This is a genomic window from Pseudomonas anguilliseptica, from assembly GCF_021375795.1.
In the GTDB taxonomy this organism is placed as follows: Bacteria; Pseudomonadota; Gammaproteobacteria; order Pseudomonadales; family Pseudomonadaceae; genus Aquipseudomonas; species Aquipseudomonas anguilliseptica_A.
This window is the reverse complement of sequence record NZ_JAEIOI010000003.1, coordinates 288297-304756: the sequence shown is the minus strand read 5'-3', so window position 1 is coordinate 304756 and position 16460 is coordinate 288297. Positions and strand designations below refer to the sequence as shown.

Sequence of the window (16460 nt, the reverse complement as noted above, 5' to 3'; positions counted from 1 at the left end):
AATTTCTGGAGCTGGTGATGGCCGAACGTACGGCATCCGTCGAGCGCAATACCCTGGAGACCCAGATCAAGGTCTCGATCAACCTGGATGGGGCTGGCAAGGCCAAGTTTGATATTGGCGTGCCGTTCCTTGAGCACATGCTCGATCAGATTGCCCGTCACGGCCTGATCGACCTGGATATCCAGTGCAAGGGCGACCTGCATATCGACGACCACCACACCGTGGAAGACGTCGGCATCACCCTCGGCCAGGCCTTTACCCAGGCCATCGGCGACAAGAAGGGCATGACCCGTTACGGCCATTCCTATGTGCCGTTGGATGAAGCGCTGTCGCGTGTGGTGATCGACTTCTCCGGTCGTCCGGGCCTGCAGATGCACGTGCCGTTCACCCGCGCCGTGGTGGGCGGTTTCGATGTGGACCTGTTCCAGGAGTTCTTCCAGGGCTTCGTCAACCATGCTCTGGTGTCGCTGCATATCGACAACCTGCGTGGCACCAACACCCACCACCAGATCGAAACGGTGTTCAAAGCCTTCGGCCGCGCCCTGCGTATGGCTGTGACGCTGGATGAGCGCATGGCCGGGCAAATGCCGTCGACCAAGGGCTGCCTGTAAATGCAGACGGTTGCAGTAATCGACTACGGCATGGGCAACCTGCATTCGGTGGCCAAGGCCTTGGAGCACGTGGGCGCCGGCAAGGTGCTGGTGACCAGCGATGCCCAGGTGATCCGCGAGGCCGACCGGGTGGTATTTCCCGGCGTCGGTGCGATCCGCGATTGCATGGCCGAGATCAAGCGCCTGGGCTTCGACAGCCTGGTGCGGGAGGTCAGTGCCGACCGGCCGTTTCTCGGCATCTGCGTGGGTATGCAGGCGCTGCTGGAGCGCAGCGAAGAGAACGATGGCGTCGACTGCATCGGCCTGTTCCCTGGCCAGGTGCGTTTCTTCGGCAAGGACATGGTTGAAGACGGCGAGCCGCTGAAGGTGCCGCACATGGGCTGGAACGAGGTGGCGCAGTCGGTCAAACACCCGCTGTGGCACAACATTCCGGACCTGGCGCGCTTCTACTTTGTGCACAGCTATTACATCGAGGCCGGTAACCCCAAGCAGGTGGTCGGTCGCGGTCACTACGGCAAGGATTTCGCCGCGGCGCTGGCCGAAGGTTCGCGTTTTGCCGTGCAGTTCCACCCGGAAAAGAGCCACACCCATGGCCTGCAATTGCTGCAGAACTTCGTCGCCTGGGATGGCCGCTGGTAAATGAGCCGGGGCAAGGCGAAACCGCCCATCATGACCTTGAGTGCCGAGCAGGAGCGTGAAGCCTGCCTGGTGCTCAAGCGTTTTATGGCCGAGCGCTTCGAGCTGGAGCTGGGCAGTTTCGAGGCCGCTGAGGTGCTCGATGTGTTTGCCCGCGAGATTGCGCCGCACTACTACAACCGGGCGATTTTCGATGTGCAGACTCACCTGAAAGAACGGTTCGAGAGCATCGAAAGCGACCTCTGGGCGCTCGAAAAGAGCTGACCCACCGAATTCACACGACTTGAGCAGGTTCAACCGATGCTGATTATCCCCGCTATCGATCTGAAGGACGGCGCCTGCGTGCGTCTGCGCCAGGGCCGCATGGAAGACTCCACGGTGTTTTCCGATGACCCGGTAAGCATGGCGGCCAAATGGGTCGAGGGCGGCTGCCGTCGTCTGCACCTGGTTGACCTCAATGGCGCCTTTGAAGGTCAGCCGGTCAACGGCGAAGTGGTCACGGCCATCGCCAAGCGTTACCCGACCCTGCCGATCCAGATCGGCGGCGGCATCCGCACCCTGGAAACCATCGAACACTACGTGCGCGCTGGCGTCAGCTACGTGATTATCGGCACCAAGGCGGTGAAAGATCCGCAGTTCGTCACCGATGCCTGCAAGGCCTTCCCCGGTAAGGTCATTGTCGGCCTGGATGCCAAAGATGGCTTCGTCGCCACCGACGGCTGGGCGGAAGTCTCAACCGTGCAGGCCACTGACCTGGCCAAGCGTTTCGAGGCTGATGGCGTGTCGGCCATCGTTTATACCGACATCGCCAAAGACGGCATGATGCAAGGCTGCAACGTTGAAGCCACCGCTGCCCTGGCCGCTGCCAGCCGCATTCCGGTGATCGCTTCCGGCGGTATCCACAACCTGGGTGATATCGAGAAGCTGCTGCTGGCGCGTTCGCCCGGCATCATCGGTGCCATCACTGGTCGCGCGATCTATGAAGGCACCCTGGATGTGGCCGAGGCGCAGGCCTTCTGCGACTCCTACAAGGGCTAAACCGTAGGATGGGTTAGCCGCGTAGCGGCGTAACCCATCGCCAACCACCTTATTGATGGGTATTGCTGCGCTCGACGGAACGCCGCGCGACCCATCCTACGAGAGCACTGCTATGGCACTGGCTAAACGCATTATCCCCTGCCTCGACGTGGACAACGGCCGCGTGGTCAAGGGCGTGCAGTTCGAGAACATCCGCGACGCCGGTGATCCGGTGGAAATTGCCCGGCGTTACGATGAGCAGGGTGCCGACGAGATTACCTTTCTCGACATTACCGCCAGCGTCGATGGCCGCGACACCACGCTGCACACCGTCGAGCGCATGGCCAGCCAGGTGTTTATCCCGCTGACCGTCGGCGGCGGCGTGCGCACCGTGCAGGACATCCGCAACCTGCTCAACGCTGGTGCCGACAAGGTGTCGATCAACACTGCTGCAGTGTTTACCCCGGAGTTTGTCGGCGAGGCTGCTTCGCGCTTCGGCTCGCAGTGCATCGTCGTCGCCATTGATGCGAAGAAAGTCTCCAAGCCGGGTGAAGCCCCGCGTTGGGAAATCTTCACCCACGGCGGACGCAAGCCCACCGGCCTGGACGCAGTGCTCTGGGCCAAGAAAATGGAAGACCTCGGTGCCGGTGAAATCCTCCTGACCAGCATGGATCAGGACGGCGTGAAGAGCGGCTACGACCTCGGCGTGACCCGCGCCATCAGTGAAATGGTCGGCATCCCGGTGATCGCCTCCGGCGGCGTCGGCAACCTGCAACACCTGGCCGACGGCATCATCGAAGGCAAAGCGGCTGCCGTACTGGCGGCGAGCATCTTCCACTTCGGTGAATACACCGTGCCGGAAGCCAAGGCGTATATGGCCGCTCGCGGCATCGTCGTCCGTTAGAGCCTGTTTCGGATTTGCTGCGCGTCGGCGATCCTGCGTTAAAACAGCCTCGGAATGCTCATTTACAGCCGTAAACTGCGCTTCCTCGGCTGTTTTTGCCTTGTCTCGCTCTAGCTCGCGGCATCCGAAACAAGCTCTTAAACCTCGCTGGCCGGCAGCCCTGCTGGCCACTGCTGCGGGCGAGTCGACAGCAAAATGTCGATCCGCCCGCTAAAATCAATCTGTCCGCGCCTGGGGTCGATGCTGTCGGCATGCCTTTCGGCCGTTTCTCATTCCTTTAGTGGTCTTGCCCATACACGGAGTTCTTATGTCCGCTATTCGGCTATTCATTGCGCTATGGCTGTTGTCGGCCGTCAGCCTGGTGCGTGCGGAGCCTCTGGTTCTGCTTACTGAAAACCTGCCGCCGTTCAGCATGGCGGCCAGTGGTGGCAATTTTGCCAAGGATGCTGATGTGCAGGGCATCAGCAGTGACACGGTGCGTGCGCTGTGTAGCAAGGCGCAGCAGGAGTGTCAGCTGATCCTGCGGTTTCCCTGGGACCGTCTGTATAAACAGGCACTCGATAGCAAAGGCTATGGCCTGTTCTCTACCATCCGCACACCGGAGCGCGAAGCGCTGTTCAAGTGGGTTGGGCCGATTGCAGTCAGCGACTGGGTGCTGCTGGCCAAGGCTGATAGCGCGATTACCCTCGACAGCCTGGATCAGGCGGGTGCGTACAAGATCGGTGGTTACCGCAATGACGCAATTTCGCAGTTCCTGATTGACCGCGGCGTGACGGTACAGACCAGCCTGCAGGACAAGGAAAACCTCAACAAGCTGGAGAAGGGCGTGATCGACCTGTGGGCCACTGATGATGTGGGTGGGCGCTATATGGCCAAGCAGTCGAGCCTGGGGGCGTTGAAGGTGGTGCACCGTTTCAACAGTGCCGACCTGTATCTGGCACTGAACAAGGAAACCCCGGACGAACTGGTGCAGAAGTTGCAAAAAGCCCTTGATGAGATGCGCGCTCAAGGTGAGCTTGGCACGATCAAGAACGGTTACCTGTAGCGCAGACCGGCTCATCCCTGGTGGTAAACCCAGGCTGGGCTAAGCCTGTAGTGCTGAGTATGCTTGCATGCTCAGCCCAACTATCGATGTGAGACATCATGCTCAAACAACTGCTAATCGCCCTTGCCGGCACTGTTATGGTGCTCGCGGGCAGTGCCCGGGCCGAAGTCGACCCGAATTACCGCGTGGTGCTGCTGACCGAAAACTTCCCGCCGTACAACATGGCGATCAACGGCAAGAACTTCGCCCAGGAAGACAACATCGACGGCATCGCCGTGGACATCGTCCGTGAGATGTTCAAGCGTGCCGGCATTCAATACAGCATGACCCTGCGCTTTCCTTGGGACCGCATTTACAAGTTGGCGCTGGAAAAACCGGGTTATGGGGTTTTTGTTGCGGCGCGCCTGCCAGAGCGTGAGGCGCTGTTCAAATGGGTTGGCCCGATTGGTCCGGATGACTGGGTGCTGCTCGGCAAGGCCGACAGCAGCATTACCCTGAACAGCCTGGAGGAAGCCAAGCAGTACAAAGTCGGCGCTTACAAGGGCGATGCGATTGCCGAGCACCTGGTGGAAAAAGGCCTGGAGCCGATCACCGCCCTGCGCGACACGGAAAACGCCAAGAAGCTGATGGCTGGGCAGATCGACCTGTGGGCCACTGGCGACCCGGCCGGGCGTTACCTGGCCAAGCAGGAAGGCATCTCCGGGTTGAAGACCATCTTGCGTTTTGACAGTGCCGAGTTGTACCTGGCACTGAACAAGGATGTACCGGATGAGGTTGTACAGAAGCTGCAAGCTGAGCTGGACAAGATGCGCAGCGAAGGCTTTGTTGACGACATTCTCAATAACTACCTGTAACCGCAGGCAGTCGTAACACGCAATACCAGCGAGCTGGCCACAAGCTGGCTCGCGGCCATGGATGGTTGACGCCACGTACCATACGTCGTCGGGCACCCGCCCGAGCAAGGATGCCGCTAGCCATAATCACAATTCATGCGAGCGGAATGACCTATGTTGAAAACCCTGAAAGCCGGCCTGTTGTTCGGGCTTGTTCTGAGTGCCTGTGCAGCCCGTGCAGAGCTGCCAGCCGATTACAAAGTGGTGTTGCTGACCGAGAACTTCCCGCCGTTCAACATGGCGGTGGATGACAAGAACTTTGCCCGTGACGACGGTATCGATGGCATCAGTGCCGAGATCGTGCGGGCGATGTTCAAGCGTGCCGGCATCAACTACAGCCTGACCCTGCGCTTCCCTTGGGATCGCCTGTATCGCCTGACCCTGGACAAGCCCAATTACGGCCTGTTCTCCACCACCTTTACCGCTGAGCGTCAGCCGCTGTTCAAGTGGGTGGGGCCACTGGCGAAAACCGGTTGGGTGCTGTTGGCTGCACCGGGTAATAACCTGAGCGTCGCCAACCTCAAGGACGCCGCGCAGTATCAGATCGGGGCCTACAAGAACGACGCGGTCAGTCAGCATCTGGAAAGTCAGGGGCTGAGCCCGGTCAATGCCCTGCGTGACCAGGAAAACATCAAGAAACTGCTCAGCGGCAAGATCGACCTGTGGGCCACCACCGATCCGGTGGGGCGCTACCTGGCCAAGCAGGAGGGTGTCAGTGGTCTGAATACCGCCCTGCGCTTCAATGAGGCCGAGTTGTACCTGGCGCTGAACAAGGACACCCCGGATGAGGTGGTGCAGCGTTTGCAGAAGGCGCTGGATGAACTGCGTGCCGAAGGCTTTATCGACGAGATGACCAATAACTACCTGTAGCTTCAGGCGTTATTAAAAAGCCCGACCTTGAGTGATCAAGGTCGGGCTTTTTCTTGCTGCATTTTTACCGGCATGCCTGCACCTGCAGGCGCATCCCTAGTCGCCGCGGGTGACGCTTAGACCCTTGAGCAGGTTGAGGGCCTGGCTCAGTTGGTAGTCATCATCCTGCGGGCGGGCCGGGGCGCTGGTTTTGCTCTTGCTCGGTTTGTCAGCACCACCGTTGCCATTACCCAGGTGACCCTGCAGATCGGCTTCTTTGATACCGCTTTCATCCTGTTCGCGGGTCAGTTTGGCGCGCGCGACTTCGATGTCCGGTACGATGCCTTGCGCCTGAATCGAGCGGCCGTTGGGGGTGAAGTACAGCGCGGTGGTGAGTTTCAGTGCGCGGTCGTTATTCAGCGGCAGCACGGTCTGCACCGAGCCTTTGCCGAAGCTGTCGGTGCCCATCAGTACGCCACGTTTATGGTCTTGCAGGGCGCCTGCGACAATTTCCGACGCCGAGGCGCTGCCGCCATTGATCAGCACCACAAGTGGTACGCCTTCGCTGGCGTCGGTCGGGTCGGCATTGAAGCGCAACTCGGAGTTGGCGATACGCCCCTCGGTGTAAACGATCAGGCCTTTCTTGAGGAAGTGGTCAGTCACTTCCACCGCTGCCTGGAGCACGCCGCCTGGGTTGTTACGCAGGTCGAGAACGATGCCGCGCAGCTTCTTGCCGTTGTCCTTGCGCAGCTTGGCCAGGGCTTTGCCGACTTCCTCGCCACTGTTGACTTGGAACTGGGTGATACGGATGTAGCCATAGCCATCATCCAGCAGCTGGCTCTTCACGCTCTTGACCTTGATCACCGCGCGGGTGAGTTCAACATCGAAGGGCTTGCCGCCTTCGCGCACCAGGGTCAACTCGATGTCGCTGCCGGCTTTGCCGCGCATTTTCTCCACGGCCTCCATCAGCGACAGGCCCTTGGTTGGCTGACCGTCGATCTTGACGATCAGGTCGCCTGGTTGGATGCCCGCAGCGGAGGCCGGGGTGTCATCAATCGGAGAAACCACTTTGAGGAAACCGTCCTCGGTGCCCAGCTCAATGCCCAGGCCGCCGAATTCGCCGCTGGTGCTTTCCTGCAGGTCGCGGAAGGCTTCCGGTTCCAGGTAGGCCGAATGCGGATCAAGGTTGCTGAGCATGCCCTTGATCGCGTTCTCCAGCAGGGTCTTGTCGCTGACCGGCTCGACATAGGCGGATTTGATGCGATCCATCACCTCGGCAAAGGTACGCAGGTCATCCAGCGGCAGGGGCGCGCTGTCGCTGGCCGTGGCAGGGGCAGCAGCCGGCGCGGCCAGGACGGCAGTGCTGCCCAGCAGGGTGACGGCCAGCGCGATGGCGGTAAGGCGGAACAGATGCGGCATGTCGAACTCCTGTGAAGCGCGGGCTTATCCCTGCGCGCGGCACCATTGGGCGGGGTCGATCGGGCGGCCCTGCTGGCGAATTGCAAAATACAGCGCGGGGGTGTCCTGGCCACCACTGGTGCCGACTGTGGCAATGGCTTCACCCGCCTTGACCACGTCGCCGGCATCCTTGAGCAGGCTCTGGTTGTGCCCATAGAGGCTCAGATAGCCGTTGCCATGGTCGAGAATGACCAGAAGCCCGGCTCCGCGCAACCAGTCGGCGAATACCACGCGGCCGCCGTGTACAGCGTGCACCTGGCTGCCGGCAGCAGCGCCGATCAGCACACCGTCCCATTTGGTCCGCGCATCCCCGCCACGCGGGGTGCCATAGCGTGCCACCAGGCGACCGTTGACCGGCCAGGGCAATTGCCCGCGTGCCTTGGCAAACGGACCGCCAAAGGTGGCCCCAGCGCTGACCAATGGACCGCTGTTGTTCGCTTTGGTGCCGCTGCGCGGCTGTTCGCGCTCGGCCAGCAGCGTTTGCTGGCGTGCCGCTTCCGCTTCACGGGCCTGCCGCGCGAGGGTTTCTTCGATGGTTTTCAGCACACGGGCCAGGTTGGCCTGTTCCTGCTCGCGCGCCTTTAGCTTCTGGTCGCGGGCGGAAAATTCCTTGTTCAGTTTGGCCAGGGCCAGCTGGCGCTCTTTGCGCACACTGGCGAGTTGCTCGCGACGGCCATCAAGGGCGCTTTTCTGCTCCAGTAGCTGGTTCTGCTGGTTGGCGATGTCGATTTCAACATTGGCCAGCTGGCGCAGGGTTTCGTTGAAGGTGGCCAGCTGCTCCATGCGTGCTTCGCTGAGGTAGTCGTAGTAGGTCAGGGTGCGCGAAAATTTTTCCGGGTTCTGCTGGTTGAGCAGCAGTTTGACGTACTCCTGGCGGCCGCTCTGGTAGGCGGCACGGGCTTGGATGCCGATCAGACGTTGTTGTTCAAGGCGCGCGCCCTCGAGTTTTTTTTTCTCGCCATCGAGCCGCTGTATTTCGTCTTCGCTTTTTTTCAGGTCCTGTTGCAAACCTTTGACCTGCTTCTCCAGCTGGCCCATTTCGCTTTCGGTCTTTTTCAGCGCCTGTTGCACGCCGGATTTCTCCTGCTGCAGCTTTTCCAGCAGTTGTTTCAGCTCGGCGACGTCAGCGCGCGCGGCATCCAGCTGCTTTTGCGCATCGGTCTTCTCGTCGGCGATGGCAGGCGTCAGCAGGAGGGTCAGGAAAACAAGGGCGAGGGCACGAAACATGGGGCTGGCAGCACCTGAATTAAGAACCTGCCTAGTATGCCTAAAAAATGGCCGGGAGCCATTTTTAACGTCGCACAGCGACGGCCCGTAGGGTGGCCGCCATGGATGGAGTGGCTATAAAAAATGGCCGGGAGCCATTTTTAACGTCGTGTATGTGATGCCCCGCAGGCCAGGCCTTGCGCCTGGCTGCGGACAGTTGCTCAGTTCAGCTCGACGATACTGGTGCCGGTCATTTCCGCGGGCACCGGCAGGCCCATCAGGGTCAGCAGGGTCGGAGCCACGTCGGCTAGCACACCGCCGGCACGGATGGTCGCCGGGCGCTTGCCAACATAGATGAACGGCACCGGCTCGCAGGTGTGCGCGGTGTGCGCCTGGCCGGTGCTTTCATCTTCCATCTGCTCGACGTTGCCGTGATCGGCGGTGATCAGCGCTTCGCCGCCGACTTTTTCCAGTGCGGCAACGATACGGCCGACGCAGCTGTCCAGGCATTCCACCGCCGCCACAGCAGCGGAAAACACGCCGGTATGGCCGACCATGTCGCCGTTGGCGTAGTTGACGATGATCACGTCGTAACGCTGGTTTTCGATGGCGTCGACGATCTTGTCGGTGACTTCCGGCGCGCTCATCTGCGGCTGCAGGTCATAGGTGGCGACATTCGGTGACGGAATCAGGATGCGTTCTTCGCCCGCAAAGGGCTCTTCACGGCCGCCGGAGAAGAAAAAGGTGACGTGGGCGTATTTCTCGGTTTCGGCAATGCGCAGCTGGGTCTTGCCATTGTTCGCCAGGTACTCGCCAAGCACGTTGGTCAGGGCTTCCGGCTTGTAGGCGCTGGGCGTGGGGATGCTCGCGGCGTACTGGGTGAGCATGACGAAACCGGCCAGTTGCGGCACGCGTGAGCGCTCGAACTCCTTGAAACCCGGCTCGACAAAAGCGCGGGTCAGTTCGCGGGCGCGATCGGCGCGGAAGTTCATGAAAATCACGGCGTCGCCATCGTCCATCTGCACCGGCTCGCCGATGGTGGTGGCTTTGACGAACTCGTCGCTCTCGCCACGGGCATAAGCGGCTTCTAGGCCGGCAACGGCGCTGGCGGCGTTGAACTGGCCGTTACCGTCGACGATCAGCTCATAGGCGTGCTGCACGCGATCCCAGCGGTTGTCGCGATCCATCGCAAAGTAGCGCCCGGTCATGCTGGCGATACGGCCCTTGCCGAGTTTGGCGAAGGTGGCGTCGAGCAGTTCGATGGACGGCTGCGCGCTTTTTGGTGGGGTGTCGCGGCCATCGAGAAAGGCATGCAGGTAGATTTCTTCGGCGCCCCGTTGCGCGGCCAGTTCAGCCATGGCCACCAGATGGTCCTGGTGGCTGTGCACGCCGCCGTCGGAGAGCAAGCCGAGGATGTGCACGGCCTTGCCGGCGCCCACTGCCTTGTCTACTGCCGAGGTGATGGTCGGGTTGCTGAAGAACTCGCCATCGCGAATGGCTTTGGTCACCCGGGTGAAGTCCTGATACACCACGCGGCCGGCGCCAAGGTTCATGTGGCCGACCTCGGAGTTGCCCATCTGCCCGTCCGGCAGGCCGACATCCATGCCCGATCCCGAAATCAAGCCGTGCGGCTGGGTGGCGCGCAGGTGGTCGTAGACCGGCGTGTTGGCGGCCATGATGGCGTTGGATTCAGGGCTGTCACTGTGGCCGAAGCCATCGAGGATGATCAGTACCAGGGGTTTGGGCGTGGCGCTCATAAAGCTGGCTCGCTCTGGGTCGATGGGCAGGAAACAAGGCCGGGCATTTTACGGCCAAGTGTGGCAAACGTCACCGCCAGGCGGGGTTTGGCCGACCTGTGTGGCTGTGTATACTGGCCGGCATTTTACCGTCCCGGAACCGCATAATGCTTGCCAACTTGATTGAATTTGCCACTACCCACTATGTGCTGAGCGGATTGTTCGTGACGCTGCTGGCGCTGCTGATCTTCACTGAAGTGCGCAAAGGTGGGCAGAGCCTGAGCACCCGCGAGCTGACGGCACTGGTCAACAGTGAGCAGGGCGTGGTGCTGGACATTCGCGGGCAGAAGGACTTTTCCGCTGGGCATATCGTCGGTGCCCTGAATATCCCGTTCGAAAAATTCGCCGCACGCATGGTTGAGCTGGAGAAGCACAAGGCCAAGACCATCATCGTGGTCGATGCCATGGGCCAGCACAGCGGCGGTATCTGCCGTGACCTGAAAAAGGCTGGCTTCACTGCCGCCAAACTGTCCGGCGGGATTGCCAGCTGGCGTGGCGACAACCTGCCGCTGGTGAAGTGAGATGCAACCTGTCGTCATCTATTCCAGTGACTGGTGCCCTTACTGCATCCGTGCCAAGCAACTGCTGACTCACAAAGGCGTGACCTTCAACGAAATCAAGGTTGATGGTCAGCCGGATGCCCGCGCGGAAATGACCCGCAAGGCGGGGCGCACCTCGGTGCCGCAGATCTGGATCGGTGATCGCCATGTCGGCGGTTGCGATGACCTCTACGCCCTGGAGCGCGCCGGTAAGCTCGACGCGTTGCTCAAGGCTTAACCCCTGTTTATTCAGTACCTAACGAGAAGAAGGCTTTGCCATGACAGAACAAGCTAGCAACGGCGCCGCTCAGGGCGAACAGAACCCGCAATTCTCCCTGCAGCGTATCTATGTACGTGACCTGTCCTTCGAAGCGCCGAAGAGCCCGGAAATCTTCCGTCAGGAGTGGGCGCCTAGCGTCGCCATGGACCTCAACACCCGCCAGAAAGCCCTGGACGGTGATTTCCATGAAGTGGTGCTGACCCTTTCGGTTACCGTGAAAACTGGCGAAGAAACCGCCTTTATCGCTGAAGTGCAGCAGGCCGGTATCTTCCTGATCAAGGGCCTGGATGCCGCCTCCATGAGCCACACCCTGGGTGCGTTCTGCCCGAACATCCTCTTCCCGTATGCCCGTGAGACCCTGGATAGCCTGGTGGTTCGTGGCTCGTTCCCGGCCCTGATGCTGGCTCCGGTGAACTTCGACGCCCTCTACGCGCAGGAGCTGCAGCGTATGCAGCAAGCCGCGCAGGCGGAAGTGGCGCACTGAGTTGTGCGCCATTGAAGACTAAAAAAGCGCCTTCGGGCGCTTTTTTATTACCTTTTGTGTAGGGCGTGACGCTCAGTCCATGGCGAAATCAAGTTGGCGCCAGGCTTCGTACACCACTACAGCAACGGCATTGGACAGGTTCAGGCTGCGATTGCCCGGGCGCATGGGCATGCGCAGGCGTTGAGCATCGGCGATCTGGTCTAGGATTTCCTGAGGCAGACCGCGACTTTCCGGGCCAAAGAGCAGCATGTCACCCCGGCGAAACTGCATTTGTGCGTAGTTGTGACTAGCTTTAGTGGTGAATGCCAGGATTCTGTCGCAGCCGGTTTGTGTTATACAGTCCGCCAACGATTGATGGCGTTTTAATGTCGCATACTCGTGATAGTCCAGCCCGGCGCGGCGTAAGCGCTTGTCATCCAGGTCGAAACCCAGGGGTTCGATCAGGTGTAGATGGCAGCCGGTGTTAGCGCACAAGCGAATGATGTTGCCGGTATTCGGGGGAATTTCCGGTTGAAACAACACGACATGGAACATTGATCAGGCTCAGGGCTAGGGCTCGGAGGCTATTCTACAGTGTGTCGCAGGCAGGTGTTGCCTGCGCTGCAATGGGTGGGGGAATGCGCAGTTGGCGTGGTTTGCGAAAAGAAAAATAAAAGCCGCCAATGGTTTGCTGGGTATCGAAACCAGTCCTGAAGGTGTTGCTCTGGCGCGTGTGCTGCGCGAACCGGGTCAGCCTCCGCGTCTGCTGGAGTGCCAGTTTCATGAGGCCGCCAGTGCCGAACAGCCGGCGTTGCTCAAGCGCCTGGTCAATCAACTGGGCCTTGCCGGCATGCCGGTCAATCTGCTGTTGCACCCCGCCACTTATCAGATGCTCCTGCTCGACAGCCCCGATGTGCCCGCCACTGAGTTACGCGACGCCATGCGCTGGCGGGTCAAGGAACTGATCAGTGAGCCGATCGACAGCGTTGTCGTCGATGCTTTCAACCTGCCTGACGATGCCTACCGTGGGCGTTCGCGCATGGCCTACTGCGCGGTCCTGAACAAGGCGCGGATGCTGGCCTGGAGCGCGATGTGCGACGAAGCCGGCCTGCACCTGGGCAGCATTGATGTCACCGAAATGGCATTCCGTAACCTTGGCCTGTTGGCCGGCAGCGAAGGCATGAGTTTGTCGCTGCTGCGCCTGCGTTCCAGCGAAGGGCTGATTGCCGTGCAACATGGCGCTGATCTGTATATGGCGCGACGTATCGAACAGGGCCTGGACCAGGCGGATCAGGAATTCTCGGCGATGACCCTGGAGATCCAGCGCTCCCTCGATTATTACGAAAGCCAGCTGGGCAAGGGTTATATCAACCGGCTGCTGCTGTTGCCGATGAAGCGCAATGGTGCGGCGGCCCTGCAGGCGCTCTCCAGCGGCCTGGCGGTCAAGTTGCAGGCGCTGGATCTGCGTGAACTGTTTCCGGGGCAGGCCAGTGCCGAGCTGTCCGAGCAGGAGCAGGCCTATTGCATGGGCGCCGTCGGTGCAGCCCTGCGGCAGGAGGCCGGCTGATGCAGAACCTCAACCTGTTCCAGGTCGAACGCACACAGCAAAGCGGGCCGCAGCGGGCACAGATGCTGCTGGGCCTGGGTATCGTGCTGCTGCTGTGTCTGGCGCATGGGAGCTGGCAAGCCTGGCAACTGCACCAGGGCGCTCAGCGTCTGGCTCAGGTGCAGGCACAGGCGCAGGAGGAAGAGGCCGAGCTGGCGACGGCGCGTGGCAGTTTTGTCGAGCCGAAGCTGGATGAGCGTTTGCCTGAGGAGCTGACGGCTCGCGAGCGGGATAATCGTGAATTGCAGCGGCTGATTGCCTACCTGCAACTGCTTGGCAGTCAGCGCAGTGCGGGCTTTGTCGCTCCACTGATGGCCCTGACCGAGCAGCACCCGCAAAGTGGCCTGTGGCTGAGCGGCATCAGCCTGCGTGAAGGCGGTCGGCAGATACGCCTGCAAGGGCGCAGCCAGGATCAGGAGCTGCTGCCGCAGTACCTGCAGCGTCTGGGACAGAGTGCGGTCTTCAATGGCCGTGAATTCGCCCGTTTCGACGTGCAGCGCGGTGATGATCAGTTGCTGCACTTCGACCTCTCGTCCCAACTGAAGGATAAGGAGGCCGGCAATGAATAAGTGGTTGCCGCGCTGGCAGGGCATGGCCCCGCGCGAGCGCTGGCTGGCCTATGGCGTGGGCCTGGGTCTGCTCTTTGTGTTCTACGTGCTGCTGATCGGTGACCCGCTCAGCGTACGTCTGGCCAAGCAGCAGAGCAGCTGGCAACTGGCTGAGGCGCAGCGGCTGGAAGCGGCGAGCGCGCGGGAGGAGCTCAAGCGGCGCGCCGCTGCTGATCCTAATCGGCAATACCGCGACGCGTTGCTGGCGGCAGCGACCAGTCGCGACGCGCTGATCCTGCAGATTGATCAGCACACCGATGAGCTGGTGACGCCGCAGAAAATGCAGACGGTGTTGCAGGAGCTGTTGCGCAAACAGCCGCAGCTACGGGTACTGGGCATGAGCAGCTTCAGCGAGCCGGTGCAGCTGGCCAGTGTCGAGCCGGTTGCGGGCGCCACGGCGAGCGAGGAGAAACCCGCCCCAGCCGCTGTGACCCTCTACCGCCATGGCCTGGAGTTGCAGCTGGAGGGTGGCTACTTCGACCTGCTGAGCTACTTGCAGGCGGTGAAAGCCAGTGGCTGGCAGCTGAACTGGGACAGCCTGGATTATCAGGTTGGTGAGGCGGGACCGGGTAAGGCCAGCATCCGCCTGAAACTCTATACCTTGAGTCGGCATGCGGGGTGGGTCGGTGTCTAGAGTCCTGTTTCTCAGCCTGTTGCTCAGTGGTGCGGCGCTGGCCGGCAATCCGGGCATCGATCCGACCCAGCCGCCCCGCGAATTGCAGCCCGCCGTTGCCGCCAGCGGCGACCGCCCGCTGGTGCTGCAGGCCATTGTGCGCGGTGCCCAGGGTAGCCGCGCAATCATTGCCGGGCAAAGCCTGCGGGTCGGCGAGCGCTATGCCGATGCCCGGGTGCTGGCCATCCATGCGCAATCCGTATTGATCGAACGTCAGGGCCAGCAACAGCTGCTGCGCCTGGCTGAACCCGTTATGCAACCGAGCCGATGATGCCCATGATCAGATTTTTGCCCAGTGTCTGCCTGTTGAGCCTGAGCTGCCTGCTTGTGGCCTGCCAAACCTTCAAGGATGGCGACGCGCAACTCTATGAGCAAAGCAGCAAGTTGCTGGATGACAGCCTCAAGCAGGCCCAGGCCACGCCCAAGGTGATGCCGCCGCTGGCTGTGCAGGCGGCACTGATCCCTCCGCTGGGCAGTGGTTTCAGCAGCGGCCCGCGTTTTGATGTAGCGGCCAAGGACATGCCGGCGCGTGACTTCTTCCTCAGCCTGATGGACGGTGCCGGGCAGAACCTGGTGGTGCACCCGGACGTCACCGGTACCATCACCTTCAGCCTGCGCCGGGTCACCCTCGATGAAGTGCTGGCGGCTGTGCGTGACAGTTATGGCTATGACTTCCGCCGCACCAGCTATGGCTATCAGATCCTGCCCAACCAGGTGATCACCCGCAGCTACGACATCAACTACCTCAACCTGCAGCGCATCGGTCAGACCGATACCAGGGTCAGCTCCGGACAGGTGGAAAGCACCAGCAACAATAATTCCGGCAACAACAGCGCCAATAACACGGGGGGCGGCAACAGCAATACCGTGACCACGCTGAACGCCAGCCAGGTCAGCACTTCCAGCAATGTCGACTTCTGGAATGAAGTGCGCCAGGTAGTCGAAATGATCGTGGCCGGCGACAGCAACAGCAGCGTGATGATCAACCCGCAGGCCAGCCTGCTGGTGGTGCGCGCACACAGCGCCGCCCAGGAGAACGTCGCGCGGTTCCTTGAGCAGGCGCAGCTCAACCTGCAACGCCAGGTGATTCTGGAAACCAAGATTCTTGAGGTGCAGCTGTCCGATGGCTTCCAGGCCGGGATCAGCTGGGATCAGCTGGGCGGCGATGTCAGCAGTTCCCTGGCAGGTGCAGCGTTGAGTGGCCCAACTGGGGTCGATGGGGTATTTGGCATTGCCCTGACCCTGGGTGACTTCACCGGCCTGATCGAGTTGCTGGAAACCCAGGGCGAAGTGCGTGTGCTGTCCAGCCCACGGATTTCCACGCTGAATAACCAGAAGGCGGTGATCAAGGTCGGTACAGACGAGTTCTTCGTCACCAATGTGTCGTCCACCGGCTCCACCGCCACCGTGGGCGGGGTTACTGAGCCGACCCAGGACATCACCCTGACGCCGTTCTTCTCCGGTATCTCCCTGGATGTAACTCCGCAGATCGACCAGAACGACACCGTGACCCTGCATGTGCGGCCGACCGTCAGCCGCGTGCGTGACCAGAACAAGACCATCGCCCTGGGCCAGGACAATGTGTTCAACCTGCCGCTGGCCCTGTCCACCACGCGTCAGTCCGACTCCATCGTGCGTGCCCGCAGTGGCCAGGTGGTGGTGATCGGCGGTCTGTTGCAGAACAACAATGAAAACACCGATGCGAGCATTCCCTGGGCCAGCACCCTGCCGATTGTCGGCAACCTGTTCAAGCAACAGCGCAAGGCGCTGCAGCAGAGCGAGTTGGTGATTCTCATGCGGCCGCAAGTGGTCAGCGATGAGGTCTGGCTGAACGAGCTGCGCAAGAGTGCACAAACCTTCAAGGAGCTGAGATAGG

20 protein-coding genes are annotated in these 16460 nt (G+C 61.0%); 16 read left to right on the top strand and 4 right to left on the bottom strand.

What is annotated here, in order from left to right; translation table 11 throughout:
• Positions 1–17: 17 nt before the first annotated feature.
• From hisB to IOD17_RS12855, 8 genes are all read left to right on the top strand, one after another.
• The gene (gene hisB / locus IOD17_RS12890; RefSeq protein WP_233685798.1) at positions 18–611 is read left to right on the top strand and encodes an imidazoleglycerol-phosphate dehydratase HisB; all 594 of its coding nucleotides are present in this window, start codon (positions 18–20) and stop codon (positions 609–611) included.
• Positions 612–1250: an imidazole glycerol phosphate synthase subunit HisH gene (gene hisH / locus IOD17_RS12885; protein WP_233685471.1), complete on the top strand. Its 639-nt coding sequence runs from the start codon at positions 612–614 to the stop codon at positions 1248–1250.
• Positions 1251–1511: a DUF2164 domain-containing protein gene (locus tag IOD17_RS12880; protein ID WP_233685470.1), complete on the top strand. Its 261-nt coding sequence runs from the start codon at positions 1251–1253 to the stop codon at positions 1509–1511.
• Positions 1512–1547: 36 nt separating this feature from the next.
• The gene (hisA, locus tag IOD17_RS12875) at positions 1548–2285 is read left to right on the top strand and encodes a 1-(5-phosphoribosyl)-5-[(5-phosphoribosylamino)methylideneamino]imidazole-4-carboxamide isomerase (RefSeq protein ID WP_233685469.1); all 738 of its coding nucleotides are present in this window, start codon (positions 1548–1550) and stop codon (positions 2283–2285) included.
• Between the two features lie 112 nt (positions 2286–2397).
• Complete coding sequence (hisF, locus tag IOD17_RS12870) at positions 2398–3168, top strand: imidazole glycerol phosphate synthase subunit HisF (RefSeq protein WP_090254748.1); 771 nt, start codon at positions 2398–2400, stop codon at positions 3166–3168.
• A gap of 307 nt (positions 3169–3475) precedes the next feature.
• Positions 3476–4213 carry a substrate-binding periplasmic protein gene (locus tag IOD17_RS12865; RefSeq protein WP_233685468.1) on the top strand — a complete coding sequence of 246 codons (738 nt, stop codon included), beginning with the start codon at positions 3476–3478 and terminating at the stop codon, positions 4211–4213.
• A gap of 98 nt (positions 4214–4311) precedes the next feature.
• Positions 4312–5067: a substrate-binding periplasmic protein gene (locus IOD17_RS12860; RefSeq protein WP_233685467.1), complete on the top strand. Its 756-nt coding sequence runs from the start codon at positions 4312–4314 to the stop codon at positions 5065–5067.
• 153 nt (positions 5068–5220) lie between these two features.
• On the top strand, positions 5221–5976 hold the full coding sequence (locus tag IOD17_RS12855) for a substrate-binding periplasmic protein (RefSeq protein WP_233685466.1): 756 nt from the start codon (positions 5221–5223) through the stop codon (positions 5974–5976).
• 96 nt (positions 5977–6072) lie between these two features.
• Here IOD17_RS12855 and IOD17_RS12850 read toward each other — a convergent pair whose 3' ends face one another.
• The 3 genes from IOD17_RS12850 to gpmI all read right to left on the bottom strand — a co-directional run bounded on the left by IOD17_RS12850 (position 6073) and on the right by gpmI (position 10376).
• A complete protein-coding gene (locus IOD17_RS12850; RefSeq protein WP_233685465.1) occupies positions 6073–7374 on the bottom strand; it encodes a S41 family peptidase in 1302 nt (433 codons plus the stop codon).
• 24 nt (positions 7375–7398) lie between these two features.
• A complete protein-coding gene (locus IOD17_RS12845) occupies positions 7399–8640 on the bottom strand; it encodes a murein hydrolase activator EnvC family protein (RefSeq protein ID WP_233685464.1) in 1242 nt (413 codons plus the stop codon).
• 200 nt (positions 8641–8840) lie between these two features.
• Entirely contained in the window at positions 8841–10376 is a 1536-nt protein-coding gene (gene gpmI, locus IOD17_RS12840; protein WP_233685463.1) for a 2,3-bisphosphoglycerate-independent phosphoglycerate mutase, read from the bottom strand.
• A 146-nt stretch (positions 10377–10522) separates the two neighbouring features.
• Between gpmI and IOD17_RS12835 the strand changes: the two genes are divergently transcribed.
• The 3 genes from IOD17_RS12835 to secB are packed head-to-tail and all read left to right on the top strand — an operon-like array spanning position 10523 to position 11718.
• A complete protein-coding gene (locus tag IOD17_RS12835) occupies positions 10523–10936 on the top strand; it encodes a rhodanese-like domain-containing protein (protein ID WP_233685462.1) in 414 nt (137 codons plus the stop codon).
• A gap of 1 nt (position 10937) precedes the next feature.
• The gene (gene grxC / locus IOD17_RS12830) at positions 10938–11192 is read left to right on the top strand and encodes a glutaredoxin 3 (RefSeq protein ID WP_233685461.1); all 255 of its coding nucleotides are present in this window, start codon (positions 10938–10940) and stop codon (positions 11190–11192) included.
• Positions 11193–11232: 40 nt separating this feature from the next.
• The gene (gene secB, locus IOD17_RS12825; RefSeq protein ID WP_233685460.1) at positions 11233–11718 is read left to right on the top strand and encodes a protein-export chaperone SecB; all 486 of its coding nucleotides are present in this window, start codon (positions 11233–11235) and stop codon (positions 11716–11718) included.
• A gap of 72 nt (positions 11719–11790) precedes the next feature.
• On the opposite strand, the gene trmL is transcribed toward secB, so the two are convergent.
• Entirely contained in the window at positions 11791–12252 is a 462-nt protein-coding gene (trmL, locus tag IOD17_RS12820; RefSeq protein ID WP_233685459.1) for a tRNA (uridine(34)/cytosine(34)/5-carboxymethylaminomethyluridine(34)-2'-O)-methyltransferase TrmL, read from the bottom strand.
• Positions 12253–12385: 133 nt separating this feature from the next.
• Between trmL and IOD17_RS12815 the strand changes: the two genes are divergently transcribed.
• The 5 genes from IOD17_RS12815 to IOD17_RS12795 are packed head-to-tail and all read left to right on the top strand — an operon-like array spanning position 12386 to position 16459.
• Complete coding sequence (locus tag IOD17_RS12815; protein ID WP_233685458.1) at positions 12386–13264, top strand: MSHA biogenesis protein MshI; 879 nt, start codon at positions 12386–12388, stop codon at positions 13262–13264.
• On the top strand, positions 13264–13872 hold the full coding sequence (locus IOD17_RS12810; RefSeq protein ID WP_233685457.1) for a PilN domain-containing protein: 609 nt from the start codon (positions 13264–13266) through the stop codon (positions 13870–13872). The genes IOD17_RS12815 and IOD17_RS12810 overlap by 1 nt, the downstream gene beginning before the upstream one ends.
• Positions 13865–14545 (top strand): type II secretion system protein GspM, encoded by a 681-nt coding sequence (gene gspM, locus IOD17_RS12805; protein WP_233685456.1) that lies wholly within the window; start codon positions 13865–13867, stop codon positions 14543–14545. The genes IOD17_RS12810 and gspM overlap by 8 nt, the downstream gene beginning before the upstream one ends.
• Entirely contained in the window at positions 14538–14855 is a 318-nt protein-coding gene (locus IOD17_RS12800; RefSeq protein WP_233685455.1) for a Type II secretory pathway component, read from the top strand. Before gspM ends, IOD17_RS12800 begins: the two co-directional genes overlap by 8 nt.
• A gap of 5 nt (positions 14856–14860) precedes the next feature.
• Positions 14861–16459 (top strand): pilus (MSHA type) biogenesis protein MshL, encoded by a 1599-nt coding sequence (locus IOD17_RS12795; protein ID WP_233685454.1) that lies wholly within the window; start codon positions 14861–14863, stop codon positions 16457–16459.
• Position 16460: the final 1 nt, after the last annotated feature.